Source organism: Duncaniella sp. (genome assembly GCF_029056165.1).
GTDB lineage: Bacteria > Bacteroidota > Bacteroidia > Bacteroidales > Muribaculaceae > Duncaniella.
This window is the reverse complement of sequence record NZ_JAIDBW010000056.1, coordinates 1-25381: the sequence shown is the minus strand read 5'-3', so window position 1 is coordinate 25381 and position 25381 is coordinate 1. Positions and strand designations below refer to the sequence as shown.

22 protein-coding genes, 1 other RNA gene and 3 pseudogenes are annotated in these 25381 nt (G+C 48.1%); 10 read left to right on the top strand and 16 right to left on the bottom strand.

Going from position 1 to position 25381, the window contains the following annotated elements:
* The 8 genes and pseudogenes from K2G41_RS11775 to K2G41_RS11740 all read right to left on the bottom strand — a co-directional run.
* Positions 1 to 147: pseudogene (locus tag K2G41_RS11775) on the bottom strand (arginase family protein); the annotation flags it as partial.
* 42 nt (positions 148 to 189) lie between these two features.
* Positions 190 to 351, bottom strand: a pseudogene (locus tag K2G41_RS11770) (transcriptional regulator); the annotation flags it as partial.
* Positions 351 to 662 (bottom strand): helix-turn-helix transcriptional regulator, encoded by a 312-nt coding sequence (locus K2G41_RS11765; RefSeq protein WP_300118472.1) that lies wholly within the window; start codon positions 660 to 662, stop codon positions 351 to 353. The pseudogene K2G41_RS11770 and the gene K2G41_RS11765, both read right to left, overlap by 1 nt.
* Positions 655 to 999, bottom strand: coding sequence for a type II toxin-antitoxin system RelE/ParE family toxin (locus tag K2G41_RS11760; RefSeq protein WP_300118469.1), 345 nt, complete (start codon positions 997 to 999; stop codon positions 655 to 657). Before K2G41_RS11760 ends, K2G41_RS11765 begins: the two co-directional genes overlap by 8 nt.
* 62 nt (positions 1000 to 1061) lie before the next feature.
* Positions 1062 to 2168, bottom strand: a complete 1107-nt coding sequence (locus K2G41_RS11755) for a site-specific integrase (RefSeq protein WP_300118466.1) — start codon at positions 2166 to 2168, stop codon at positions 1062 to 1064.
* 68 nt (positions 2169 to 2236) lie between these two features.
* Positions 2237 to 3130, bottom strand: coding sequence for a helix-turn-helix domain-containing protein (locus K2G41_RS11750; protein WP_300118463.1), 894 nt, complete (start codon positions 3128 to 3130; stop codon positions 2237 to 2239).
* A 249-nt stretch (positions 3131 to 3379) separates the two neighbouring features.
* On the bottom strand, positions 3380 to 4801 hold the full coding sequence (gene mnmE / locus K2G41_RS11745) for a tRNA uridine-5-carboxymethylaminomethyl(34) synthesis GTPase MnmE (RefSeq protein WP_300118460.1): 1422 nt from the start codon (positions 4799 to 4801) through the stop codon (positions 3380 to 3382).
* Positions 4802 to 4929: 128 nt separating this feature from the next.
* Positions 4930 to 7089, bottom strand: coding sequence for an elongation factor G (locus K2G41_RS11740; RefSeq protein WP_300118458.1), 2160 nt, complete (start codon positions 7087 to 7089; stop codon positions 4930 to 4932).
* A 250-nt stretch (positions 7090 to 7339) separates the two neighbouring features.
* On the opposite strand from K2G41_RS11740, the gene K2G41_RS11735 reads away from it, so the two are divergent.
* From K2G41_RS11735 to K2G41_RS11720, 4 genes are all read left to right on the top strand, one after another.
* Positions 7340 to 7768 carry an FdtA/QdtA family cupin domain-containing protein gene (locus tag K2G41_RS11735; RefSeq protein ID WP_300118456.1) on the top strand — a complete coding sequence of 143 codons (429 nt, stop codon included), beginning with the start codon at positions 7340 to 7342 and terminating at the stop codon, positions 7766 to 7768.
* On the top strand, positions 7765 to 8898 hold the full coding sequence (locus tag K2G41_RS11730) for a DegT/DnrJ/EryC1/StrS family aminotransferase (RefSeq protein ID WP_300118454.1): 1134 nt from the start codon (positions 7765 to 7767) through the stop codon (positions 8896 to 8898). The genes K2G41_RS11735 and K2G41_RS11730 overlap by 4 nt, the downstream gene beginning before the upstream one ends.
* A gap of 15 nt (positions 8899 to 8913) precedes the next feature.
* A complete protein-coding gene (locus K2G41_RS11725; protein ID WP_300118452.1) occupies positions 8914 to 9861 on the top strand; it encodes a DNA/RNA non-specific endonuclease in 948 nt (315 codons plus the stop codon).
* 102 nt (positions 9862 to 9963) lie between these two features.
* On the top strand, positions 9964 to 10470 hold the full coding sequence (locus K2G41_RS11720; RefSeq protein WP_300118450.1) for a hypothetical protein: 507 nt from the start codon (positions 9964 to 9966) through the stop codon (positions 10468 to 10470).
* Positions 10471 to 10535: 65 nt separating this feature from the next.
* Here K2G41_RS11720 and typA read toward each other — a convergent pair whose 3' ends face one another.
* From typA to K2G41_RS11695, 5 genes are all read right to left on the bottom strand, one after another.
* On the bottom strand, positions 10536 to 12335 hold the full coding sequence (gene typA / locus K2G41_RS11715) for a translational GTPase TypA (RefSeq protein WP_300118448.1): 1800 nt from the start codon (positions 12333 to 12335) through the stop codon (positions 10536 to 10538).
* Positions 12336 to 12421: 86 nt separating this feature from the next.
* Complete coding sequence (locus K2G41_RS11710) at positions 12422 to 12631, bottom strand: hypothetical protein (protein ID WP_300118446.1); 210 nt, start codon at positions 12629 to 12631, stop codon at positions 12422 to 12424.
* A 287-nt stretch (positions 12632 to 12918) separates the two neighbouring features.
* Entirely contained in the window at positions 12919 to 13593 is a 675-nt protein-coding gene (locus K2G41_RS11705) for a hypothetical protein (protein WP_300118444.1), read from the bottom strand.
* An 85-nt stretch (positions 13594 to 13678) separates the two neighbouring features.
* Positions 13679 to 14572: a hypothetical protein gene (locus K2G41_RS11700; RefSeq protein WP_300118442.1), complete on the bottom strand. Its 894-nt coding sequence runs from the start codon at positions 14570 to 14572 to the stop codon at positions 13679 to 13681.
* Between the two features lie 86 nt (positions 14573 to 14658).
* Positions 14659 to 16641 (bottom strand): OmpA family protein, encoded by a 1983-nt coding sequence (locus K2G41_RS11695; RefSeq protein ID WP_300118440.1) that lies wholly within the window; start codon positions 16639 to 16641, stop codon positions 14659 to 14661.
* A 208-nt stretch (positions 16642 to 16849) separates the two neighbouring features.
* Between K2G41_RS11695 and pta the strand changes: the two genes are divergently transcribed.
* The 3 genes from pta (at position 16850) to K2G41_RS11680 (ending at position 20121) form a co-directional block, all read left to right on the top strand.
* Positions 16850 to 17863 carry a phosphate acetyltransferase gene (gene pta, locus K2G41_RS11690; RefSeq protein ID WP_300118438.1) on the top strand — a complete coding sequence of 338 codons (1014 nt, stop codon included), beginning with the start codon at positions 16850 to 16852 and terminating at the stop codon, positions 17861 to 17863.
* A 39-nt stretch (positions 17864 to 17902) separates the two neighbouring features.
* Positions 17903 to 19105, top strand: coding sequence for an acetate kinase (locus K2G41_RS11685; protein WP_300118436.1), 1203 nt, complete (start codon positions 17903 to 17905; stop codon positions 19103 to 19105).
* Positions 19106 to 19224: 119 nt separating this feature from the next.
* Positions 19225 to 20121 (top strand): diaminopimelate dehydrogenase, encoded by an 897-nt coding sequence (locus tag K2G41_RS11680; protein ID WP_300118433.1) that lies wholly within the window; start codon positions 19225 to 19227, stop codon positions 20119 to 20121.
* 111 nt (positions 20122 to 20232) lie between these two features.
* Here K2G41_RS11680 and K2G41_RS11675 read toward each other — a convergent pair whose 3' ends face one another.
* Positions 20233 to 21021 carry a Cof-type HAD-IIB family hydrolase gene (locus K2G41_RS11675; protein ID WP_300118430.1) on the bottom strand — a complete coding sequence of 263 codons (789 nt, stop codon included), beginning with the start codon at positions 21019 to 21021 and terminating at the stop codon, positions 20233 to 20235.
* A 247-nt stretch (positions 21022 to 21268) separates the two neighbouring features.
* Here K2G41_RS11675 and K2G41_RS11670 point away from each other — a divergent pair, with 247 nt between their 5' ends.
* Positions 21269 to 21835, top strand: a complete 567-nt coding sequence (locus K2G41_RS11670; RefSeq protein ID WP_300118427.1) for an isochorismatase family protein — start codon at positions 21269 to 21271, stop codon at positions 21833 to 21835.
* Complete coding sequence (gene pncB, locus K2G41_RS11665; protein ID WP_300118425.1) at positions 21823 to 23040, top strand: nicotinate phosphoribosyltransferase; 1218 nt, start codon at positions 21823 to 21825, stop codon at positions 23038 to 23040. The genes K2G41_RS11670 and pncB overlap by 13 nt, the downstream gene beginning before the upstream one ends.
* 35 nt (positions 23041 to 23075) lie before the next feature.
* Here the strand turns inward: pncB and K2G41_RS11660 are convergent, their stop codons facing one another.
* A complete protein-coding gene (locus K2G41_RS11660) occupies positions 23076 to 23927 on the bottom strand; it encodes an SGNH/GDSL hydrolase family protein (RefSeq protein WP_300118422.1) in 852 nt (283 codons plus the stop codon).
* 50 nt (positions 23928 to 23977) lie between these two features.
* An RNA gene (gene rnpB / locus K2G41_RS11655) (RNase P RNA component class A) lies at positions 23978 to 24432 on the bottom strand.
* A gap of 132 nt (positions 24433 to 24564) precedes the next feature.
* On the opposite strand from rnpB, the pseudogene K2G41_RS11650 reads away from it, so the two are divergent.
* A pseudogene (locus K2G41_RS11650) lies at positions 24565 to 25381 on the top strand (primosomal protein N'); the annotation flags it as partial.

The window sequence follows — 25381 nt, the reverse complement described above, 5'->3', positions numbered from 1 at the left end:
ATCCGATTTGGGAGCGAGAAATTCAAGCAACATCGAGCCGAGATAATATCCTCTCGACGCATCTTCAGGAGCTAATTGTGGAATCCACCGTGCAATATCCGCCCCTTGCCATTGCGGATAAATCAAGCGTATAGTTTTATTTTCCATATTATTTCATTTGGATGTTGATTTATTAGTAATCGGTATGTTTATAGGATAGTGAATATCCTCATAAGCCTCAACTATGGCTGATACCTCTAACAATTCAATAAGATTCTTATCGGTGTCCGGTGTTTCATCAGAGACAAGAGGCAACAGCTCCTCAACACGCTTAAGAGCGGCCTCATATTGTTGTGATGTAATATCTCGCATCATAGAATAGTAAGCGATACACGTCTGCCAAGTCCTTCAAATATACGGAATAGGGTATTAAGCTGCACGTCAGCCTTGCCGTTTTCCAACCGCGAGATATATGTTTTCTTAGTTCCGATTCGCTCTGCAAGCTGTTCCTGTGTCAAACCAGCTCTAAGGCGTTCTTCCCTGAGCGTTTCAGCCAAGCAGAAAGCAGCTGCATCCGCATCAAACTTTTCACGCTCAGGAGTACCTGTTTTGCCGTATTCTGCATCAAGAAGCTCGTCGAAAGTCCAGGCGTTCATGATGGCTTCTTTTTTTGCTTTATCCATTTCTCTTTTCGTTGAAATATTCTTTCATCAATTTTTTTGCACGTTCGATTTGTTGCTTCGGTGTCTTCTGGGTTTTCTTCTGAAAACCATTGAATAGAATCACAAGAGATCCTTCGTCAAAGCAACAGAAGATGCGAAATATATTATTTCCGACTTCAACACGGATTTCATATAATCCATCTGCATCTTCCATATTTTTCAGAATGGTCTTAGGAACTCTATCCACAGACTTAACAACATTGATGCAATAGTTTATCTTACGTCTTACTGCATCTGACTGAGCTACATAGAACTCTTTGAAGTAGTCCTTGTATAGCTTTATAGTTCGATTTGCCATGTTCGTCTAATACAACTGCAAAGTTAACGAAAAAGTTTACTTTGACAAAATTATTAGTGAATTTATTTGAGGGTGATTGAGTTAGCGGCATCGCGTTTCTTTTGATTTACGACTTCGGCGTAAATTTGCGTGGTGGCCACGTTTTTGTGCGTTAGCATTTTGCTGACTGTGTAGATGTCTGTGCCGTTGCTAATCAGCAGAGTAGCATAGGTATGGCGGAGGCCGTGGAAGGTGATTTTCTTCTTGATTCCTGCATCCTTTAGCCATTTCTTGAATGGCTCGCGTGTATGTGCCCGGCTGAGACCTTTGAATACCATTCCACGTCCTTGTTCACCGCAGTAGGATAGTGCTTCATCACTTAGTGGCAAAGTGGCTTGCGTCTTGGTCTTTTGTGTGCGGATTCGCATACAGTAGCCGCCGTCGGGTGAGAGTTCAATATTCTCCCAACGAAGCTGCAGGATGTCGCTTATTCGCAGACCTGTCATGCAAGCGAAAAGGGATGCACGTTTCAGCACGTCTACCTTGCAAGGTGTAGCTGCGAGACGTTTCACCTCCTCGATTTCAAGATAGTTGATTTTCGGTTCTTCCCAATCTATGCGGTCAAGATGGTCGTTGATGTTTTCTCTTAACCAACCTTCCTTATGTGCGAGTTTTAGCAATGCCCTAAATGTTGACCAATATCCGGCGGCAGAGTTGCGTGATATGATTTTGCCTGACTGCTTCACACGAATTTTCAGAATGTAGGTTCGGAAGTCGTTGCACAGTCCAATCGTCACGTCTTTAACGAGACAGCGACCGTTGCAGAAGTCCTTGAAGTGCTTATAGACGATTTCCCATTTCTGATATTTCACTTTGGTTTTGTCATGGAAATATTCCAGAAAGTCCGCTTGCTTCTTGGTGCGGTCGAGAAAACCATACTCCTCATTGATGATTGCCAACTCTCGCTTGGCTCGGATGCCACGCGCTTTCAGCATGATTTCTTCATTATAATCACGCTCAAACCGATCTTTCGGTTCTCCATAGAGATACAGACCGAGGAACTCCCGTCGGCTCATCTTCTTGATGTGCGGATTCCAGATAGGAGGGTAGTAGTCGAGGTAGAGCGACACTTTGCCGCTGCGAAGTTTCTCCTGTCGGAGAGTTACTTTTACGATAGTTGCTGATTCCATACTTCTTTGTGTTTGATTTATAATGTTCTAAGATAATAGGTGGTTGCTCAGTGAGGAAAATCACCGGATTATAACTCTATCTTGGGATTGAATAATGTCTCTAACTCTTTGATATTCAGTTTGACATACTTTCCACTTTTCAGCTTGGTTATTTTGTATGTCTTGACGTAGTGATACAGTTGGTCGCGTGTGAGCGAGTATTTTTCCATAGCCTCAGCCACTGAAATAAACTCTACGTCTTCGGCAGACTTGGCTCCTTTTGCCACGTCAAAGTGATATTTGGAGTAGAATACTTTAGACCCTTCTTTCCGTTTCGGAATTCCGACTTTCGACACAAGGCAGTAGATAGCTGATAGTGTCATTCCATATTGGGACTGAATATCCTCCACCGAATACCACTCTGTAATCTCCGGATTTTCTTTTCTCGCTGAGAAAAGGCGGTCTATATGCGACTTGCTGAAGTATGCCTTTCCTCTGATGATAGTCTTTGGCACATTATTCTCTGCAACTACCTTGTAAATCCACGAATCCTTCACCCCATATTTCTCTCGGATGTCGGCACGGGTATAAAGTTCGGTGATTACAGTCTGTTCCTTTGGTTGTCTCTTTGTATATGGCGAATCATCAAGCATGGCCTCTATACTCGTCCTTTTTATCAAAGTTAGACGTGAACTAAGTTTTGACGCCGTTAAGGAACCTCGGTGTATCAACTTGTACACACCTTGTCTTGTCATGCCGAGAATCTGTCCAGCTTCGGCTACGGTCAGATAATCCTTCTCTTTAAGTTCAGAATTCTTAGGAGAAGGCACAACCTTTGCCAATTGGATTTTTTGCTGCCTCAGCCTTTCCTTGTAGGCGTGTTCTGAGCACCGCTTTGAACAGAAGCGTGTAACAGTGGTCTGAGCGGTAAATTGTTTTCCGCACCACTCGCAAATTTTTTCAATTCTAATATTGCTACTCATTTCTTTTTGTGGAGATTTCTCCGTTGTTTGTAAATGTTCGTAAACCATTGACAACTATTGTCAACTTTCTCCACCACCTTGCTGACGCGAGGGGTGAAATGAGTCGCTGTCGTACAGAATCCGTACAAAATGGTGCATAAAAACGCCTAACACTGACAGTTATCAGCATTAGGCGTTCCTGAATGTATTAAGTTTTATCGCTCAGTAACAGTCAATTACCGTCAATATAAATCATTGATAATCAACCGATTACTTGCCGATGCAGAATTTTTGGAAGATGGTTTGGAGGAGGTCGGCAGTGGTGATGGTGCCGGTGATAGTGGAGAGGTGGTGGATGGTTTCGCGGAGGTCCTGAGCTATGAAGTCACCGGAGAGGTTTGTATCTATGCCGAAGATAACGCGTTCGAGTGATGCACGGGCATGGATGAGTGCTTCATAGTGCCGCGCATTTGTTACGATAAGGTCTGCTCCTTCTGTTTCCTCAGCTCCTGAATTGGAATGAAGAATCTGCATCAGGGTGGGGAGGTTTTTACCATTCCGGGCAGAAATCGGGATAATTATAGAATCCTCATCAGATTTGGATAATGGCGAAAGCTCTCCATTTCCCGAAGAGGATAATTCATTATCCGGGAGAGTATCAATTTTATTCAGGACTGTAATAAGTTTGGCATCTTCGGGCAGATGTGAAGTGATTGACTCTTTAAGCGTATGGTAATCAGTAGGGGAGAGGTCTGGAGTAATGAGCCACAGGACAATTCGTGCGCGGCTGATTGTTGCATACGAACGCTCGATTCCAAGATTTTCGATCGAGTCATCCGTCTGACGGATACCTGCAGTGTCGATGAAGCGATAAAGCACTCCATCAATCTCAATCGTATCCTCGATCGTATCACGTGTCGTGCCGGGGATATCGCTGACTATAGCCCTGTTGTCATGAAGCAGGGCATTCAGGAGAGTTGATTTTCCGGCATTCGGTTCACCGACTATTGCTACCGGCACACCGTCTTTAAGAACCGCTCCGGTCGAGAACGACGAGGCCAGTCTGGTGATCTCCTTGAGCAGTGTGTCGGCCAACGTGCGCAATTGGCTGCGTGAGGCAAATTCCACATCCTCTTCCGAGAAATCCAGTTCCAGTTCAAGCAGCGATGCGATTTCAATAAGCTTATCGCGCAAGCCTGAGATACGATGCGAGAAATCACCTCTCATCTGCGAAGCCGCGAGCCGGTGGGCACTGCGTGATGAAGCTGCGATGACGTCAGCAACCGCTTCAGCCTGTGCGAGGTCGAGACGACCGTTGGCAAAGGCTCTGCGTGTAAATTCACCCGGTTGTGCCATGCGACAACCTTGGCGAATGAGCAGATTGACAAGCTCCCGCTGTATCCACTGCGATCCGTGGACGGATATTTCAACGACATCTTCACCTGTAAATGATTTCGGTCCGCGGAACACGGTGGCTACAGCCGTATCAAGCGGTTCACCGGAATTGTCCGGATCAACGATGTCGCCAAGATGGGCAGTGTGGCTTTTGACATCAGCAAGCTTACGGCCATGCCAGATTGAATCTACGATGCTCACGGCATCTATACCGCTGACGCGGATGACGGCTATACCTCCCACGCCAGTCGGGGTGGAGATTGCACAGATAGTGTCAGAATCGAGTAGGGGATACATACCGCAAAATTACAAAAATTTTTCCGGCAATATGCAAATACAGGTCACCGAAATCAATTTCGGTGACCTGCCAAAATGTGTAAGGTTAGAATTGTTGAGTGATATTGTAGTGAATGACTTGAGCTGTCTTATTCATCGGCCTGAGCCTTTTCAGCATATTCTTTTAGCAGCTTGTCCTGAACGTCAGTAGGCACGAGCTCATAGGAAGCGAACTTCATCGTGAATGCCGAGCGTCCACCTGTGATCGATGAGAGAGCGGTTGAGTAGGACGACATCTCTTTCAGGGGTACACGTGCCGAGATCTTCTCGAAACCATTGTCGCTCGACATACCCATGATGATCGCACGACGTCCCTGAAGGTCGCTCATTACGTCGCCCATCACATCGGCGGGCACCATTACGTCCACGTCATAGACCGGTTCGAGAACCTTCGGATTGGCATTTCGGAACGCCTCGCTGAATGCATTGCGGCCTGCAAGACGGAATGAGATTTCGTTTGAATCCACGGGGTGCATCTTACCGTCGTAGATACATACTCTTACGTCGCGTGCATAGCTGCCTGTGAGAGGGCCTTGTTCCATACGGTCCATGAGACCTTTGACGATAGCGGGAATGAAACGGGCGTCGATAGCACCACCTACGATACAGTTGTGGACTATCAGCTTGCCGCCCCATGCCAAGGGGATCTCCTGAGTATCGCGGACATTCATCTTGAATTCCTGATTTCCGAACTTGTAGGTATCAGGTGCAGGCATACCCTCGGTGTAAGGCTCAATGATCAGATGGACTTCACCGAACTGGCCGGCACCGCCCGACTGCTTCTTGTGGCGGTAATCCGCACGTGCAGCCTTAGTGATAGTCTCACGATAGGGAATACGCGGCTCTTCAAAGATGATGGGGAGTTTATCGTTGTTTTCAACACGCCATTTGAGTGTGCGGAGGTGGAATTCGCCCTGACCTGAAAGGATGGTCTGTTTGAGTTCCTTTGACTGCTCTACGACCCATGTGGGATCTTCCTCGTGCATACGTGTAAGGATACCCATGAGCTTCTCGGCATCGCTCTCGGTGACAGGACGGATGGCACGGCGATACTTGGGCTCAGGGAAACGGATGAAATCGAATCGATAATCACAATCCTTTGCATCAAGAGTATTTCCTGTGCGGACATCTTTCAGTTTTACAGTCGCGCCGATATCACCTGCGCAAAGCTTGTCAACCTGAGTCTTGATATTACCGCAGACGCAATAGATCTGGGCTATGCGTTCGCGTGAACCGCGAGTGACGTTCTCAAGATCAACACCGGGAGTAAGTGTGCCGGACATAACCTTGAAATAGCTGACCTCACCGATGTGCGGTTCGACAGTAGTTTTGAAGAAATAAAGTGAGAGCGGGCCGTTGCTGTCGGGCTTGACCTCGACACCCTCCACTGTTTCGGGCGCAGGCATATCCTCTACGAAGGGGACCACGTTTCCGAGAAATTCCATCATACGGCGCACGCCCATATCCTTAGCCGCACTTACGCAGAACACGGGATAGATCGAGCGATCTATCAGACCCTTGCGGATACCTTCGCGCATCTCGTCCTCGGTCAGATGACCCTGATCAAAGAACTTCTCCATGAGAGCCTCGTCATTCTCGGCAGCAGCTTCTACAAGAAGCTTGTGGAGCTCGTCGGCACGTTCCATTTCCTCAGCAGGAATATCCTCGATGGTAGGGGCACCACCCTCCGGTCCCCAAGAATACTTCTTCATCAGAAGCACGTCGATCATCGCATTGAATCCTGCACCACACTGGATAGGATACTGGATAGCTACGATCTTGTTTCCGAAATGCTCCCTCATCTGTTCCATCACATTCTCGTAATCCGCCTTGTCGCCATCAAGTTGGTTGAGAGCGAAAATCACAGGCTTTTTAAGCGATTGGGTAGTGCGGAATATATTTTGTGTGCCGACTTCGACACCATACTGCGAATTGATCAGTATGACACCGGTATCAGTGACGTTGAGCGCGGTGATCGCATTACCGACAAAGTCATCCGCTCCGGGACAATCGATCACATTAAGTTTCTTATTAAGGAATTCAGCGTAGAACACGGTTGAGAACACGCTGTAACCATACTCCTTCTCGACAGGGAACGAATCACTGACTGTATTTTTTCCTTCGATTGTGCCACGACGTTTTATAACTCCACACTCGTAAAGCATAGCTTCAGCAAGTGTGGTTTTACCTGAGCCTTTGCTACCAAGCAGGGCTATGTTTTTGATTTCGTTTGTCTGGTAGATCTTCATATCAGTTCTGGTTTAGTTTTAGGTAAGAAGTTTGGTTTGCGTTTGAGGACAGAGGTTGATTTGTCTGCTATCAGTCCCTCCGGACAATACTTTTTCCAAATCGACCGCAAAATAGTAATTAATTTTCGTTTATAAGCTTTCGAAACATGTGTTTTACAACATAAGCCGTCATTTTAATCCATGTACCGTCCCCTCATCGGCCATAAATTATTATCTTTGCAGTGGATTATCCACCTATGTATATAGATTCATGAATATTGATAAAAATAAACCTTGCCTGATATCGCTGCCGAGGATCTACGATCCACGCGGCAGTCTGACTTTCGTTCAGGACAATGATCAGATACCCTTTGAGATCGCCCGCTGCTACTGGACTTATGATGTCCCGGCCGGAGAGGGCCGTGGAGGACATTCACATCGTGAGGCCGAATCACTTCTCGTAGCGGTCAACGGCTGTTTCAATGTGAACCTTTACGACGGATTCACATGGATGACCTATACGCTCAACAGGCCTTTCGAGGGATTGTATATTCCGCCGGGTTACTGGCGCACGCTCGATAATTTTGCCTCCGGTAGCGTGTGTCTCGTAATGACTTCAATACTTTACGATCCGGATGAATATGTGCGCGATTATGAGGAGTTCAAACGTCTTGCCATTGAAAGTGACCGCCGTCTATGAAATATCCGTTTCTTGATCTTGCGACGGTCAATGAGCCGTATCTCGATGACCTTGCCGCCGCTGCCGAGCGCGTCATCCGCAGTGGTCGTTACATCGGAGGCCCGGAGGTCGAAGCCCTTGAGGCAGATCTGTGTGCCATGACCGGAACGACGTATGCTATCGGTGTGAGCAACGGACTCGATGCCTTGCGTCTGATCCTAAGGGCTTATAAGGAAATGGGTGTGATGAAGGATGGTGACGAGGTGATCTATCCCGCTAACACCTATATAGCATCTGTTCTTGCCATTACCGATAATGGCCTGACTCCTGTCCCTGTCGATATTGATGAGCGCACGATGAATCTCGACACTTCGCTGCTCGAATCGGTCGTCACTGACCGCACACGTGCTATAATGACCGTCCATCTCTACGGGCGCGTCGCATGGGACGAACGTCTTGTCGAGACAGCTCGCCGCCACGGATTGAAAATCATTGAGGATTGTGCACAGGCTTTGGGCGCAAGGACTCTTGCCGATGGGCTGCATGGATCACATCATGCCGGTGCTCTCGGCGATGCCGCAGCCATAAGCTTTTATCCGACAAAAAATATCGGTGCTCTCGGCGATGCCGGTGCGGTGCTTACTCACGACGAAGAACTTGCACGGACGGTACGTGCGCTTGCCAATTATGGAGCAGATCGCCGCTACCATAATATATATTGTGGTTTGAACTGCCGTCTCGATCCTATTCAGGCGGCCATGTTACGGGTGAAACTTCCACATATTGCCGATGAAAATGCCGATAGGTTCGCGCGTGCGCTGGCCTATGGACGTACCATTGACAGGCAGGATATCATTCTTCCGGTGATGAGCCGTGAGGTCAATGACCATGTGTGGCATCAATATGTGATAAGAGTACCTGCAACCAAACGTGAGAACTTCATGTCACGTCTGGCGGAGCAGGGGATAGGTACTGACATCCACTATGCAGTCCCGCCGCACAGACAGCCCTGTTACTCATCCATGCCTCATGGGCCGCTTCCTGTCACCGACAGACTTGCCGGCGAGATAGTCAGTCTGCCGATCGGGCGTGGGATCTCTGTGGCTGATGCCGCCGAGATCGGGCGTGTAATAAACAGTCTGGAATTTTAAAAGATTATTTTTGCAATGTCAAATACAAGAAATAACGGACGGAATCCACAACGTAATCGCCGTAATCCATCTCCCGCGTCAAAACGCTTTGTCAATCTTTTGCGTCTGCTTGTCGTCATTGCTCTTTTGGGCGGTTGCGGCTACCTTTTTTCGCATCTTGAAGGCCATGTTCCGGTCAAGACGGAAGCTCCCGAAAATACGCGTCCGGCAGTAACAAAGCATAAGACTTCGTCACATCATGAATCCTACAATGATTTGATGGCCGTAAAGACCAATCCCGATCTGAAGGAGATCACCAAGAGTTATAAAGGGATGGATCTTTCGTTCAATCCGCAGTATCACATACCCAACTGGGTGTCGTGGGAACTGACCGGAGCTGAGACACGCGGAGAGATCACGCGCACAAACAAGTTTTTTGCTGATCCGGAGGTCGAAGGGAGTGCGGAGACATGGGATTACAGTTATTCGGGCTATGATCGCGGTCACATGGCTCCTGCCGGTGACATGCGGTGGAACAAGGAAGCGATGGAGCAGACTTTCTATATGACTAACATAGTTCCGCAGGCCAAAGCCCTCAATGCCGGAACATGGAAGAACCTTGAGGAAAAATGCCGTCAGTGGGCGGCGATCGATAGTGCCGTGTATATTGTCTGTGGTCCTGTCATTGATGGGAATCCTATAGAATACATAGGAGACTCGCGTGTCTATGTCCCGCGTAAATTCTTCAAGGTTATCATCTCGCCATACGCAAACCCTGCGCGTGGCATAGGCTTTATAATGCCCAACGAGAAGGTTGAGGGCGGTATGCAAGCTTGTGCCGTGAGCATTGATTCTGTTGAGACCCTGACAGGACATGACTTCTTCTCTTCTCTTCCGGATGAGATTGAGGATGAGATTGAATCGCAGTGTGATTTCCATTTCTGGAGCACGTACTCCAAGCGTAAGGCAAGAGTCAGGAGATAGATTCCACGAAAATTTTCAAGTGCGGTTTTCATTATCGCATCCTTTTCAGGAAATTGAGGTTTTAACTTTGCAGCAAAAACAAAGTTAAAACCTCTTTTCCGTATGAAAAAGTCCAAATCCTCCTCTGTAACTTCCGGCCAGCTCCCGGTTTCTGCCAGATTTTATACTAACATGCTTGAACGAATCGCCAACTCCTGTAGTGCGATCAATAGGCAGGAGTTGTATGATGAAACCGTAAGTGTAATCCGTGAATACCTCCTTGAGGGAATTGTACCGGATACGGAATGTCGGACAGAAATCATTCTGTTTTTCACACTGCTGCGACCGGAGATTGATAAAGCGATGGAGCGGTCAGCTGCCGCACGCCGCAGAAAATCTGCTAAATCCGTTGTGAAAGAGACAGCTGGATCAAGAAGAACGGAAATTGGCAGGGTTACGACCGGTAGTGAAATTGAACATCAATCAACTGTGAACGATGGTATTGAATCCGGAGGACTTGATTCAAATCCCGAAGACGGTCCGCGGCTTAACCGGTCCCAGCGTCGGTTGATCAGGCAGGAACTCCGGCGTGCCGGACGTAAACGCAACAAACCCTTGCAGATGCACTGATCGAATGCATAGCAAGGGTTTGGTATAAATGATGCAATGCCTAAAGCTGATTGCAATGTTCTTCCTTACGACTTGTTGGCGCGTTTGCGTTCGATTTCATCAAGAATGATCTTACGCAGACGGATATGGTGAGGAGTGACTTCGACATACTCATCCTCCTTGATATATTCAAGAGCCTCTTCGAGTGAAAAGACCACGGGAGGAATGATACGGGCTTTATCGTCAGCACCGCTTGCACGCATGTTGGTGAGCTTCTTTGATTTTGTCACATTGACAACGATGTCATTCTCCTTGGCATTCTCACCGACAACCTGTCCGGCATAGACTTCTTCCTGCGGGAAGATGAAGAAACGTCCGCGATCCTGAAGCTTGTCAATAGCGTAGGCGTAGGCCGTACCGCTTTCCATTGCGATAAGTGAGCCGTTTGTGCGGCGTTCGATGTCACCCTTCCAAGGCTGATATTCATGGAAGCGGTGAGCCATGATAGCTTCGCCAGCGGAAGCGGTCAGCACGTTGTTACGCAGACCGATGATGCCGCGCGACGGAATCAGGAATTCGATATGCAGACGGTCATTCTGTGTCATCATTGACACCATTTCGCCCTTTCGGCGGGTCACCATATCAATGATCTTCGAGGAATATTCCTCCGGAACATTTATTGTCAGCATTTCCACCGGTTCACACTTCTGACCGTCGATTTCCTTTATGATTACCTGCGGCTGACCCACCTGAAGTTCAAAGCCTTCGCGGCGCATGGTCTCGATCAGGACGGAGAGATGGAGCACACCTCGACCGAACACAGTCCAAGTATCCTCGTGATCAGCTTTGGTCACACGTAGAGCGAGGTTACGGTCAAGTTCCTTTGTGAGGCGGTCATGAATGTGACGGGATGTGACGTATTTACCGTCTTTTCCAAAGAAGGGGCTGTCATTGATGGTAAATGTCATTGACATTGTAGGTTCGTCAATCGCTATGCGGGGGAGGGGTTCGGGATTATTGATGTCGGCCACGGTATCGCCGATTTCGAATCCTTCGATTCCGACAAGCGCGCAGATATCGCCGCTCTTTACCGATTCCACCTTTTTGCGCCCCATACCTTCGAACGTATGGAGTTCCTTGATGCGCTGGCGCACCACCGAACCATCTTTCTTGCAGAGCGCGATCTCCATTCCCTCGCGCAGCTCACCGCGGTGGACGCGACCGATCGCTATACGGCCGACGTAGCTGCTGAAATCAAGAGATGTGATGAGCATCTGCGCATCTCCTTCGAGCACCTCCGGTTCGGGGATATATTGGATGATTGCATCAAGTACGGCTGTGATATTGTCAGTCGGTTGGGTGTAGTCCGTGCTCATCCATCCCTGTTTTGCCGAACCGTAGATAGTGGGGAAGTCGAGCTGATCCTCGGTGGCATCGAGGTTACACATGAGGTCAAACACCATTTCCTGAACCTCGTCAGGACGGCAGTTGGGTTTATCTACCTTGTTGATCACAACTACAGGTTTCAGACCCATCTGAATGGCTTTCTGAAGCACGAAACGGGTCTGGGGCATCGGGCCTTCGAAAGCATCCACGAGTAGCAGACAGCCGTCAGCCATATTGAGCACTCGTTCGACCTCGCCACCGAAGTCGGCGTGTCCCGGCGTGTCAATGATATTGATTTTGTAACCGTTATAGTTGATGGATACGTTTTTCGAGAGGATTGTTATGCCTCGTTCACGCTCAAGGTCATTGTTGTCAAGAATGAGTTCGCCGGTTGACTGGTTGTCACGGAAAAGCTTACCGGCCATGAGCATTTTATCCACGAGGGTTGTTTTGCCATGATCGACGTGGGCGATGATGGCAATGTTTCTAATCTTCTGCATTGTCCAAAAATTTTTCGGCTGCAAAGTTACAACTATTTTCGCAAACGAGGAAACCGTTAAAAGATTATTGTTACGGCTGACACATCTTAATTTTTTACAACGGCAAAACTTTGTAAGGCATAAAGCAGATAGTCGTTGTACCAAGCGGTCTTTTCCCGATGGCCTTCTATTTCCATTGAAGATACCTTTACGTTCTTGATTATGTCCAGATCGATGCGGTTTGACAGAGGGAAATTTTGGGCAGCATAGTCTTTTTGTTTACGCGAAGTATCTATAGGAGAGCCAGTGTTTGTCATATCAGAATAACGGCTATCATCCAATTTATATTGGTCAGCAGCCGTTAAGTTTATTTAAAATGCGTCTAACCCGTTCCGAAATCAATCACGTCACCTTGTGCATTAGAAAAGTCAATAGAATCCTTGACGATCTCTTTGAAGCTGGTTTTAGGCTCATGAATTGCTTTTAAAGAATGAACTGTTTTCTCTCATTTCGACTGCAAAATTACGAAAGATATTCGATGTTACTATGATATTAAGCCTATAATTAGCCACATAACTCGAAGCGATGTGGATTCTTGAGAATTTTACCACCCGACATAAAACATCTTGAGAGTCATGTTTTCATAATCAACTTCACATTGTAACAAATACTTGATCCAAAGATTATACTTTTTACTTAATGAAGGATCATAGAAACTCTCAGTTTTTGTAAATCCAGTTTTAGTCAATTCTTCCTCAAACTCAAATACTTTTTCTTTTACTACAATATGATGTTTTATTTCAGTAATAGTTATCTCGTCTGGTGTAGAAGTTTGTATTTTATAAGATTTTTGAGATCTGCAAAATTCACCTAAAGGGCGAAAAGCGTCTTCTTCAAAATCGAGTAAAATTTCAGAATAGTCATGAGATCCCGTCATTCGCAATTTAAAATCATTTCCAAAGTCATATCCAAGGAATGTCTTGGCTCGTTGAGCTTCTCTAAGTCTTGGCGAGGGAGTTTCCACAAAATCCTCTCTAATATCTTTCTCTAAATATACACGAATATAAAAGCCAAATAATATAATAATTAGACTTAGTCCTAACCATACCCATCTCATTATTTCCCATTCACAACAAAACGATATAACGGTTAGTACTATAAACGGAACAGATGCAGATAATACAATTCTGGACATTATCGGTGCACAACCATGGTACGTACCATCTTTGGCGTCATCGCTAACCTCTATATATTCATGATTTGGTGTTTCATTTGCCATAATGCAAAATTACTCAATATTTTTTGAATTTTGGAATCAGGTTAAACATTCAGGAACGGACAGTCGGGGAAGTAGTTCTGTCGGATTATTCTATAATTACGTTCCAACTGTAAGGCTGTCTGACCAGACATGTACCGTTTATCGGCCATTCGGTTTTTGAGTTTGGCTGGATCACAGTGGCCGTGAAAGGAACGTTCACATATTGGTAGATTACCTCAACCTGAAATTTCAGCGTCGAATGTGGTTGGAGATCCAATGTCACACTGGCATCCTTAGGATCGGCTGCAGAATGGTAAGAAATGGCCTCATTGAGATAGATTCCTACTGTCTCGCCTGTATTAAGCGACCATTTATCTCCGACATACCAAGGCACATTGATGAAGCCCGTCACGTATTGCATCCATGACTGATATGGTACTGGGATGATCCTAACCGTTGACCATGTGTCGTATAGAGGATTGACAGTGACCGTAGTGGTGGTATCGCCGTAATTGTTCGCAGTCATTTTTTCGGTCAGCTTCTTTTCAGTAGCTGCCTCCGCATTATCCCAGTCATATTCGATGGTGGTAATATTCATCGGATATCCATTCGTAACGGTGATTTCAGCTCTCTGCATTGTGTAGCCGTAATCGAGTGACATCGTGACATGCAAGTCGTTCAGACAAGCGTTGTCGAGAGATGTGATTGTGAGCTTGTCTCCTTTGATATTCACCGTCAGTGTGAACGGAGGGGCGGCATAAACGATTTTTGCAACCTCCGCCATATTCCTGTCCGAAGATAATTCGGTTCCATCAGCCGTAAAAAAGGAAGTGGTAGCGTCTGCACATTCATCATTGGTGAACGATATGTCCTTTAGACCCCTTGGCGTGAAGTTGATGGTTTCTGATCCTCCGTTGCCATCAAGGTTGATATTGCTTTCAAGCGCGGGCAGTTCGGGAGTATCGTCTTTATCATCTGAGCATGACTGAAATACTGTCATGCCGACCATACAGAGCATGATCAGGGAAAATTGTTGGATTTTCATCGCGAAATGCATTATTAAGGGGAGCTAAATAAAGGGAAAAGTTAATACATCTGATAATCCACGGACAGCACCTGAAATTCCGTGCGTCGGTTGATCTGATCGGCCACTTCCTGCTCTTCAGGTGAGAGACTTTCGATGAAGGCTTCGTCAAGCGTCTGTCCTTCCTCGAACTGAGGAAATTCTCTTGCCAGACGTTTGGTGATGGTCATAGGACGGGATTCACCGTAGCCCTGATACTGGAGGCGCTCAGCCGGGATTCCGGCTGATATCAGGTAATCGACCACGCTTTTGGCACGGCGTTCAGAGAGGGCGATATTGTATTCATCCGATCCTTTACGGTCAGTGTGCGACGCCATTTCGATGGTGATATTAGGATTGTCGCGCAGCATCTGCACCACTCCGTCAAGAGCTTCGCGCGATTCGGGACGCAGGGTCGCTTTGTCGAAGTCATAGAAGATGTTGTCAACGATATTTGGTTTTGTGACCGATGCAAGTATGAAGTCAATGCCATACTCCGCATCCTCTTCCGCATCGTCAGATGTAAATTCCTGCTTGGCGTTGAGGTAACCTTTCGCACCGGCGAGCATGACATAGCTTACCCCTCGCTGCAGGGGGAATGAAAATGATCCGTCGTTGCGCGCCACAGCCTTCTGATTCGATCCGTCGTTACCCACGATGCGGATCACGGCGTTGGGTACAGGCTCTTCATCTTTGTCCAGCACCCAGCCGGAGATGAGTATTTTGAGATCCGGAAGCTCGAAAGAGTAGAGATGGTCATATCCGCGTCCGTCACCACGGTTGGAGCTGAAATAGCCCGCTTCCCTTCCGGGGGTAGCGAACGTTATACCGAAATCATCACCCTCGGAGTTCATCGGACTGCCGAGATTTTCCACGAGCCATCCGCCTGAAGGGGTGAGGGTAGCCTTGAAGAGGTCGAGTCCGCCGAGACCGGGATGGCCGTCGGAAGAAAAATACATTATGGAATCCGTCAGCATGTAGGGAAACACCTCGTCACCCGGAGTGTTGATGGCCTCACCGAGGTTTTCAAGACTGCCGGCTCTCTCGCGCAGATTGATGCGCCAGATGTCTTTTCCACCCTGTCCCGGCATGTCGGACGTGAAGTAAAGATAGTTTCCTGACGGGCTGACGGCCGGATGTCCGTAGCTTGATATTGTATCATTCGTGATTTCAAATTTCACCGGTGCGCTCCATTTTGCATCCGAGCGGGTAGAGGTGTATATATCAACTCCCGTATTGCGGTCAGGAATGCGGACAGAACGTGTGAGATACATGGTCGATCCGTCGGGTGAGAAAGAGACAATGCCCTCGTCCCATTCGGTGTTGAGTTCGCCTTCGACTGTCTCCGGTCTCTGCCACTCGCCGCGTTCATTCTTGCGTACCATCCACACGTCGCTCCGCTTCATGCCTGTGATCTCACTGCGTTTTGTTCCGGAGACTTTTTCATTGGTGGTGGTGAAGTAGAGGACATCACCGTTGAACATCGGGGCGAAATCCGAACGGCGTGAGTTGAACAGACGGGCATTCTTGACCACATGACGCGTCTTGTTGCGTTTTAGTTCCGCGCTCTTGCGTGCTCCTTCAAGTTTGCGGCGCGCATGGTCATCATCAGGCCATTTGGCCAGATATTCCTCGTAGGTGTTGACAGCCTGCGTGTAGTTGCCCTGACCGTGCTGTGCGTCAGCAAGACTGAGCAGCAGGGTTGAATCAGGATAACCGTAGCGCAGAGCATTCTGATAGGCGGCTGCGGCACGTGCGTCCTGACCGAGGCGTGTGTAGCATTCAGCCATTTTAGCCGCTACCTCGGCGCGTTGCTGCCGTTGGTCACGCGGGTTCAGTTTATTATATATCTTGCGGTAAGTCTTCTGGGCATCGAAATATTCGCCACGAGCCAGTTGCTCGTCGGCGACACTCATTTTTGCCCCCGAACAGGATGTGACGACTGCTCCGCCGATCATGATGCAGAGACTGATGAGATTGATTTTAAAGTGCTTTCGACGTGTCATTGAGTCGGATAGTGGAATTATATAGAGTTAACGATAAAAAGTTGAGAATATTTTATTTTGGAAAAGAGGGGAAATGATTGTATCTTTGCGTAGTTATTACGCACCCCTCTGTTGAGCCTTGCATGAATCAGGAAGACAAGCGCGAGTGCAGATCAAAAACTGATTATAATTGTCAAATCTTTAATTTAAATCAATATACCGTATAATTATGGGACTTTTTGAAAAACTTACTGCGAAGGCTATCGCAAACCGCCAGCGCATCGTCCTCCCTGAAGGCAACGAACCCCGTACACTCACAGCTGCTGACAATATCATTGCCGACGGCATTGCCGACATCATCCTTATCGGTGATCCCGCTGAGATCAAGGCTAAGGCTGCTGAGCTTAATCTGGCTAATATCGACAAGGCTACAATCATCAATCCTGCCGATGAGGCTGTGATCGACAAGTATGCTCCTATCTACTTCGAGCTTCGCAAGAAGAAAGGTATCTCTATGGAGGATGCCCGCAAGGTTACTGCCGATCCTCTTTATCTTGGCTGTCTGATGGTCAAGGCCGGTGATGCCGATGGTCAGGTTGCAGGTGCGCTCAACACCACAGGCAACGTCCTCCGTGCAGCTTTCCAGATCATCAAGACCATGCCCGGTATCGATGTCGTTTCCGGTGCATTCGTGATGGTTCTTCCCGAAGGTCTCAATTACGGTACTGATGGTCTCCTCATCTTTGCAGACTGCGCTGTCATTCCCGAACCCGATGCAGCCCAGCTCGCACAGATCGCCGTTTCAGCCGGCAAGACCGCACGTGACATCGCAGGTATCGATCCCCGCGTCGCAATCCTCAGCTTCTCAACTAAAGGCAGTGCCAAGCATGAGCGCGTTGACAAAGTCATCGAGGCTACCCGTATCGCCCACGAGCTCGATCCCAATCTCGAACTTGACGGTGAACTTCAGGCTGACGCAGCTCTCGTTCCCGCTGTCGGAAGTAGCAAGGCTCCCAACAGCCAGATCGCAGGCCGTGCAAATGTGCTTGTGTTCCCCTCGCTCGAAGTCGGTAATATCGCCTACAAGCTCGTGCAGCGTCTCGGTGGCGTAGAGGCCGTAGGTCCCGTTCTTCAGGGTCTCGCAGCTCCTGTCAATGACCTTTCACGCGGCTGTTTCCCCGAAGATATCTACAAGACCATCATCATCACCTGTAATCAGGCCATCGGTCTCAAAGGCGAATAATTTAGATAGAATACAGTAAATACCCAAAACAATATAATAATGAAGATATTAGTATTGAACTGCGGTAGCAGCTCGGTAAAATATAAGCTCATCGACACCACCAACGATGCAGTCCTTGCCGAAGGTGGAGTTGAGAAAATCGGTCTTCCCGACGGTTTCCTTAAATATAAGAAAGATGACGGTTCGAAAGCCGTGCTTGAGCTTGGTCTCATAGATCATAACGGTGCTGTTCAGGCTATCCTCAACATACTCACTGATCCCGTTGAAGGCTGTATCAAGAGCTACGAAGAGATCGATGCCGTAGGTCATCGCGTGGTTCACGGTGCTGAGAAGTTCAGCGAGAGCGTGCTTATCAACGATGAGGTAAAGGATATGATCAAGCAGTGCTACGATATCGCTCCTCTCCACAATCCTGCCAACATGACCGGTATCGAGGCCATCACGACACTCATGCCCTCGACTCCGCAGGTTGCTGTGTTCGACACCGCTTTCCACCAGACCATGCCTGCCAAATCATATCTCTACGCACTTCCTTACAAATATTATGAGGAGGACGGTGTACGTCGTTATGGTTTCCACGGCACCAGCCATCGCTATGTGTCACAGCGCGTCTGTGAATTCCTCGGTGTCGATATCAAGGATCAGAAGATCATCACCTGTCATATCGGCAACGGTGGTTCGATCACTGCAGTCAACGGTGGTAAGAGCGTAGATACGTCAATGGGTCTCACACCCACCGAAGGTCTCATGATGGGTACGCGCGTAGGTGATATCGATCCGGGTGCTCTCGTGTATATCATGCTCAAACATAATCTTTCTGTTACCGATCTCCAGAAGATCATCAACAAGGAGAGCGGTATGCTCGGCACTACCGGCATTTCAAGCGACATGCGTGAGATCGAGGCTGCCATCAATGCCGGCAACGAGCGTGCGAAACTCGCCCTTGACATGTATGAGCAGCGCATCATCAAGTACATCGGTGCGTATGCAGCAGAAATGGGTGGTGTTGATATCATCGTCTTTACGGGCGGCGTAGGTGAAAATCAGGTTTCACTCCGTGAGTCAGTCTGCGAGCCTCTTGCTTTCATGGGTGTTGAACTTGACAAGGAGATCAATTCCGGTCTCCGCGGTAAAGAAGCCGTCATCTCCACTCCCGCATCAAAGGTTAAGGTGGTCGTTATCCCCACTGATGAGGAACTTATGATTGCCCGCGATACCGAATCAATTGTTTCCAAGAAATAATAATGCGATATGATCAGCCGGAGAATCCCCAACAGAGGACTCTCCGGCTTGATTTATAGATAAAGCCGGATTGTTTGAGGCATAATCTGAACTCTACACTAAACTTAAATAATGCAAATATGACAAAAATCAGAGCAGCTGTGGTCGGCTATGGCAACATTGGCCGTTTCACTATTGAAGCACTTGAGGTAGCCCCCGATTTTGAGATTGCGGGCGTAGTCCGTCGTAACGTATCGGAAATCCCTGCTGAGCTTGCAGGTTATAAGGTCGTTACCGATATCAAGGAGCTTGGTCATGTGGATGTGGCTATCCTTGCCACCCCTACGCGTGAGGTTGAGAAATACGCTCTCCAGTATCTCGCAATGGGTATCAACACTGTCGATAGCTTCGACATTCATACTTCTATCGTGGATCTCCGCCGTTCACTCGGTGAAGCTGCACGCAAGGCCGGCCGTGTGGCGGTGATTTCTGCCGGATGGGATCCCGGAAGTGATTCTATCGTCCGCACACTCATGGAGGCTGCTGCCCCCAAGGGTCTGACATATACGAATTTCGGCCCCGGTATGAGCATGGGCCACACAGTTTGTGTAAAGTCAAAGGCCGGTGTGAAGAATGCGCTTTCAATGACAATGCCCAAGGGCGACGGTATGCATCGCCGTATGGTCTATGTGGAGCTTGAACCCGGAGCGACACTTGAGGAAGTTACCAAAGCCGTTAAGGAAGATCCCTATTTCGCTTCCGATGAGACCCATGTTATGGCTGTAGAGAGCGTTGATGATGTTAAGGATATGGGACATGGTGTCCACATGGTGCGCAAGGGTGTTTCAGGTAAGACACAGAACCAGCGTTTTGAATTCAACATGTCGATCAATAATCCGGCTCTGACTGCACAGCTTCTCGTCGGTGTGGCACGTGCATCAATGCGTCTCGCCCCCGGTGCTTACACCATGATCGAGATTCCTGTGATCGATCTCCTTCCCGGCGATCGTGAGGAACTCGTCCGCCACCTCGTTTAATAGAATATTATAGCAGATTCAAGATTTTGGATTTGGCATAGTAAGCCCAGAAATAAGTACGCCCCACGGAATTTCAAAATCCGTGGGGCGTAATCTATACTCTACATTCCCTCACAATAGCCCGAAATGACGGAATGCGTTTATGATACCGTGGTCAGTATCAGCTGTGGTAATATAGTCAGCCGCCTGTTTCACTTCCGGGTCAGCATTTCCCATTGCTACACCTATGGCGACGTGGCGGAGCATTCCAACGTCATTTCCTCCGTCGCCGAACGCTATTGTGTCGGCTAAAGGAATGTTGAAATGTTCGAGCATTTTATCTATGCCGACACTCTTATCGCTTCCTTTCGGGATTATATCGCAGAAATAGGGATTCCAGCTTGTAGGCTCGCATTCGGTGAGTACTTCTCCAAAAATTCCACTCTTTATGCGGTCTTCCTCCGTGCCGAAAGCCATCATCTGGACCACATCACGTCCCTTCAGCGTATCAAGTTCGCGCACGTCAATGTGGGCTACGCGCAGGAGCTTCATGACATGGCGTACGCTGTCATCAATCCGGTTTATAAAGATGTCACCGGCTGCGGGTATGGCCACGAGCGGTAAGTCTGATCTGTGGGAGAAAGCAATGATGCGGTCTATATCATTCATCGGGATTGTACGCCGGAAGATAGTCGTGGTCTTGTCGGAAAGCAGGCATATAGCACCGTTGACAGTTACATAGCCGTCAAATTCCGTATCGCCGAGATTATCGATCCATTTCAGATGGCGGCCGGTGGCAATGAAAACTTTCACACCGTTTGCGCGGACTTGCGCTATTGCCTCCTTGACTTCCTCCGGGATGCTATGTGTACCGAACGGGACAAGAGTGCCGTCGATGTCGAAAAATATAGCCTTGATCATAATACTTGCGTGCTTGTTTGTCTAATCGGATGCAAATTTAGCCAAAATTTATCGTTTCGCGTATATGTGACACTTTTATTCATGAATGATGAGACAACAATGCACTGACAATCATCGTTTATTATATTAACAGACATCTGTTCTTGGCTTGAGGGATTTGTGGAAATCTATCCCTGACAGAGAACGGATACACTCATGTTTCGTAAAGCTATTCTGAGAACTTTTTCACCTGCAGCATCACAGATAAATGAAAAGAATGCTACTCATAGTCGATCCACAGGTCGATTTCATAAACGGTACACTTCCCGTACCGGATGCCGAAGATGCCATGAACCGTCTTGCCGATTACATTGCGTACTCTGACGGACTCTATGTCCATAAGATAGTTACGGCTGACCGTCATCCCTTTGATCATTGCTCTTTTGAGGATCGGGATGGAAGTTGGCCGCGCCACTGTGTGCATGATACCGTGGGAGCAGCCGTTTGGCAACCGCTCTTTCAGCCATTATACCTTACGCATGGCAAGGTGACCTTTCTCTATAAAGGCGAGGATAGGGATACCGAAGAATATTCCATCTTCAAAAATCCGGAAGCTGTCAGAATGGTCAGCCGGATAATTGATGAGGAGGGTATTGATGGAATTGATATCTGCGGTATCGCAGGTGACATTTGTGTACTTGATACACTGACGGACGGTATCGGGCTGTTCGGTAAGGATATGTTCCGGGTGCTAACATCGTTTTCGCCTTCGATTGACGGCGGTAAGAAACTTAATCAGACAATTGAAAACTTCCAAATCTCATGCGACAAATAATCACACATTTTACAGACGATGATCTCTATAAGTTCACAATGTGCTGTGCGGTAATCGACAACTATCCGCGCACACAGGTGAAATACAGTTTTAACGACCGCGATCACACGGTCTATCCTCCGGGATTCGCCGATGCTGTCATGGAGCAGATCGCTATGCTTGAGAATGTGGTGATAACCGATGAGGAGATCGCTTTCATGCGTCGCCGCTGTTCCTATATCCCCGCTTGGTTCTACAGCTATCTCAAGGGTTTCCGTTATGACCGCAGGTGGGTCAAGGCTACTCAGGATGACGAGGGACATCTATCAATCGAATTCGAGGGATGCTGGAGCGACACAATATTGCTTGAGGTAAAGGTACTCGCCATCGTTTCCGAACTCTATTACATGATGACCGGTCAGCTCTCCGGCATAGACTATGATGATTATTACAGCAAGTCATTTGCGAAAGCTCAGCGTCTGATTGCAGCCGGATGCAAGTTCAGCGACATGGGCACTCGTCGCCGACTCTCATTTGAATCGCAGGATGTGTGCGTGAAAGCGATGAGTGACTGCTGTTCATCTGCGTCAGGACCCGGTAAGTTTGTAGGTACAAGCAATGTCTATTTTGCAATGAAGTATGACCTTATCCCTATAGGGACTATGGCTCATGAGATCATCTGTGCGATAGCCGGAATGTATGGACCGCTGATGGCCAATCATATCGCCATGAATGTCTGGTCCAAGACTTATCGCGGAGCACTCGGAACATTCCTCTATGATACATACGGCTGGCGGATATTCAGCCTGAATTTCTCGGAGGACTATGCCAATATGTTCAAGGGATTGCGCGTCGATAGCGGTGACAACCGTGAGCAGCTTGACCTGATCGTCGAAAAGTATCGGTCGCTTCACATTGATCCGCGCTCGAAACAGATCATATTCAGCAATGGTCTGAATGTGGATGAAGCTATAGAGATTCAGAACTATGCTTCCGACAAGTGTCAGCCGTCATTCGGCATAGGCACACACTTCACGAACGATTTTCCGGGCATAAAACCGATGAATATAGTGGTCAAGCTTGTTGCTGTAAAGATCACCGAATCATGGCCGTTTTATAGCCTGACATGTAAACTGAGCGAAGACAAAGGAAAATATACGGGAGACGAGGCCACAGTCCGCCGGTTTATGGACATACTCCACATCGAACCACTACCCGAAAAGTAGAGCTATACTTCCGGATACATAAGCAATCCCGCTGATCAGAATGTCGGCGGGATTGTGTTTAAGCGGGATTGGATTGTTCGTGCTATGCGGTAGTGACCGTTGTCGTTAGGGTGGAGGAGATCCATCTCGCTGCTGTGGAAATATCGTCCGTGATTCATTTCCATCGGAAACAATCCGCTTTCTGAATAGAGATCGATCACGGGAACTGACCAAAGCGTCGCAGCTTCACGGAGGATTGAGATATATGATTCGACGTAGAGTCCCTGTCCGTTGGCATAATTCTCGTCAGGCTGTACGTTCTTGTCGTTGAATTTCGCATAGCCACGGTGGATCGGGGTCATAATGATGATCTGTTTGTCGGGGTAGTTGTGTTTGAGATACGACATCACACGGTTGATATTTCCTGTAAAGGTGGAGTCGTTCATCAGAAACTCGCGGTGCTTACGCAGTTCCATCCTGCCGTTCACATTGACGCTGTCCATGGTTTCTGTATAGAAGTCACCTATAGGGATGCTGTGGTTGTAGTCATTGGTTCCCGCCCAGATGATGATTGCATCAATTGAATCGCCTACAGCAGCATTCATTTCCTCAGCTTTCTTGTAAATTCCATCCCATTTGTAGCCGCTTCGCGCAAACACATGGGGATGGATGCCCATAAGGGTCTCCAGATATTTCCAATAATGCTTTTTTGTAGATTTATTCTTAGGATCGGTCATGGAGTCACCGAGGAAGGCAACATGCTTGCCGGCCCACAGGGTGGAGAGATTGATGTCCGCTTCAGGGACGTTGACGACTGGTGCGTGAGCGTGACCGTCGTGAGCGGAAACTGACAGTCCTGCAGACAGGAACAGGGAAATGGCGAGAGTAGTGATTGCGGGAAATTTCATGGATGTGAAATAAATTTAGAAAGGTAGGGGGGAGACGGGAGAAAAATAAAAAAGGTAGCAGGACTATAAGCCGGGTTATGTCACTGCGGGACTTCTGTCAGGGGCGAAGCCCTGAAGGTTGCCGCCGTGCCCGTGTCATTTATCTAATCGGTGCCTCGCTCTGCTTCGGCACTCCAGCAGCCTACCCCCCGGCAATGAGCGAGCAACCCATTGTTAGTGTCACCGTAAAGACGGTCTGACATACTAACGCGCCGGTATATGTGGCCTTGCAACCCATAAGACGTGCGGCATACCGTGTCGCCACGATACCCGGTGGGCTCTTACCCCACCTTTTCACCATTGCCTGAACCCCGGAAAGGGAGACGGGCTGTTGTTTTCTGTCACGTTACTCTGCCGTCACCGACAGCTTACTGTTAGAAAGTATGGTGCTCTGCGTTGCCCGGACTTTCCTCTTGCCGCTCCGGAGATCAACCTCCATCGGCAAGCGACACAAGCATCCTGCTACCGTAAGGACAAAGGTACATAAAATTTTTAAGACCTTTGCCATTTAAAGGGATTTATTGTACTTTTACAGAAGAAAAGCTATTTTTTTTATCAAGCTATGACATTTGCCGACGTACTTGTTCCTGTCCCTATTATGGGAAGTTTCACATATAAGGTTCCAGCCGAGATGACCCAGACGATCAGTGTGGGGCACAGGGTGATCGTCCCTTTCGGTCGAAAGAAATTCTACACCGGAATCGTGACCGGACTGAGCAATATGGGGCCGGAGGACTATGAGGTCAAGGATATCGCGTCGGTGCTTGACAATCGGCCTATCGTAAGGCATCCTCAGCTTAAATTCTGGCAATGGGTCGCCGATTACTATCTCTGCACACCCGGAGAGGTGATGAGGGCTGCGATGCCTGCCGGACTGAAGGTGGAAAGTGAGACTTTTATAATGCCTAATCCTGATTATGAGGAGCGTGAGGATGACCGTCTGACTCCCCGCGAGCTTGCTGTCATGGAACTGCTTCTCGGAACTGATAAGAAAATGCCTCTCGATCTGATCGGCAAGAAGACGGGATTTGCAAATATGGCAGCTGTCGCCAATGCCCTTCTTGCCAAAGAAGCCGTGATGATCTCCGAGAATCTTGTCGAGCGTTACCGTTCACGCAAGGAAACCTATGTCCGTCTGAAGATAGAGAGGGGTGATACCGAGGCTTTGCATAAGACGTTTGATAGTGTGAAATGCGGTGGTAAGCAGGAAAAGGCTCTGCTTGCCCTGATCGAACTGTCGGGCTTCATGCGTCAGGGTAACGAACTTAATGAAGTCACGCGCACGGAGCTGATAGAGCGTGCCGGAGTCACTACGACAATCGTAGCAGCAATGGCAAAGAAAGGTATTGTGGAGATCTACACTAAGGAAGTGAACCGCTTCAGTTACTCCGGTCTTGTCAGCGGGCAGCTTCCGG

What these genes read in the sequence shown, in the direction of transcription:
- K2G41_RS11765 (WP_300118472.1), bottom strand. Translation starts at nt 662, where the DNA reads ATGGATAAAGCAAAAAAAGAAGCCATCATGAACGCCTGGACTTTCGAC.
- K2G41_RS11760 (WP_300118469.1), bottom strand. Translation starts at nt 999, where the DNA reads ATGGCAAATCGAACTATAAAGCTATACAAGGACTACTTCAAAGAGTTC.
- K2G41_RS11755 (WP_300118466.1), bottom strand. Translation starts at nt 2,168, where the DNA reads ATGGAATCAGCAACTATCGTAAAAGTAACTCTCCGACAGGAGAAACTT.
- K2G41_RS11750 (WP_300118463.1), bottom strand. Translation starts at nt 3,130, where the DNA reads ATGAGTAGCAATATTAGAATTGAAAAAATTTGCGAGTGGTGCGGAAAA.
- mnmE (WP_300118460.1), bottom strand. Translation starts at nt 4,801, where the DNA reads ATGTATCCCCTACTCGATTCTGACACTATCTGTGCAATCTCCACCCCG.
- K2G41_RS11740 (WP_300118458.1), bottom strand. Translation starts at nt 7,089, where the DNA reads ATGAAGATCTACCAGACAAACGAAATCAAAAACATAGCCCTGCTTGGT.
- K2G41_RS11735 (WP_300118456.1), top strand. Translation starts at nt 7,340, where the DNA reads ATGAATATTGATAAAAATAAACCTTGCCTGATATCGCTGCCGAGGATC.
- K2G41_RS11730 (WP_300118454.1), top strand. Translation starts at nt 7,765, where the DNA reads ATGAAATATCCGTTTCTTGATCTTGCGACGGTCAATGAGCCGTATCTC.
- K2G41_RS11725 (WP_300118452.1), top strand. Translation starts at nt 8,914, where the DNA reads ATGTCAAATACAAGAAATAACGGACGGAATCCACAACGTAATCGCCGT.
- K2G41_RS11720 (WP_300118450.1), top strand. Translation starts at nt 9,964, where the DNA reads ATGAAAAAGTCCAAATCCTCCTCTGTAACTTCCGGCCAGCTCCCGGTT.
- typA (WP_300118448.1), bottom strand. Translation starts at nt 12,335, where the DNA reads ATGCAGAAGATTAGAAACATTGCCATCATCGCCCACGTCGATCATGGC.
- K2G41_RS11710 (WP_300118446.1), bottom strand. Translation starts at nt 12,631, where the DNA reads ATGACAAACACTGGCTCTCCTATAGATACTTCGCGTAAACAAAAAGAC.
- K2G41_RS11705 (WP_300118444.1), bottom strand. Translation starts at nt 13,593, where the DNA reads ATGGCAAATGAAACACCAAATCATGAATATATAGAGGTTAGCGATGAC.
- K2G41_RS11700 (WP_300118442.1), bottom strand. Translation starts at nt 14,572, where the DNA reads ATGACAGTATTTCAGTCATGCTCAGATGATAAAGACGATACTCCCGAA.
- K2G41_RS11695 (WP_300118440.1), bottom strand. Translation starts at nt 16,641, where the DNA reads ATGACACGTCGAAAGCACTTTAAAATCAATCTCATCAGTCTCTGCATC.
- pta (WP_300118438.1), top strand. Translation starts at nt 16,850, where the DNA reads ATGGGACTTTTTGAAAAACTTACTGCGAAGGCTATCGCAAACCGCCAG.
- K2G41_RS11685 (WP_300118436.1), top strand. Translation starts at nt 17,903, where the DNA reads ATGAAGATATTAGTATTGAACTGCGGTAGCAGCTCGGTAAAATATAAG.
- K2G41_RS11680 (WP_300118433.1), top strand. Translation starts at nt 19,225, where the DNA reads ATGACAAAAATCAGAGCAGCTGTGGTCGGCTATGGCAACATTGGCCGT.
- K2G41_RS11675 (WP_300118430.1), bottom strand. Translation starts at nt 21,021, where the DNA reads ATGATCAAGGCTATATTTTTCGACATCGACGGCACTCTTGTCCCGTTC.
- K2G41_RS11670 (WP_300118427.1), top strand. Translation starts at nt 21,269, where the DNA reads ATGAAAAGAATGCTACTCATAGTCGATCCACAGGTCGATTTCATAAAC.
- pncB (WP_300118425.1), top strand. Translation starts at nt 21,823, where the DNA reads ATGCGACAAATAATCACACATTTTACAGACGATGATCTCTATAAGTTC.
- K2G41_RS11660 (WP_300118422.1), bottom strand. Translation starts at nt 23,927, where the DNA reads ATGAAATTTCCCGCAATCACTACTCTCGCCATTTCCCTGTTCCTGTCT.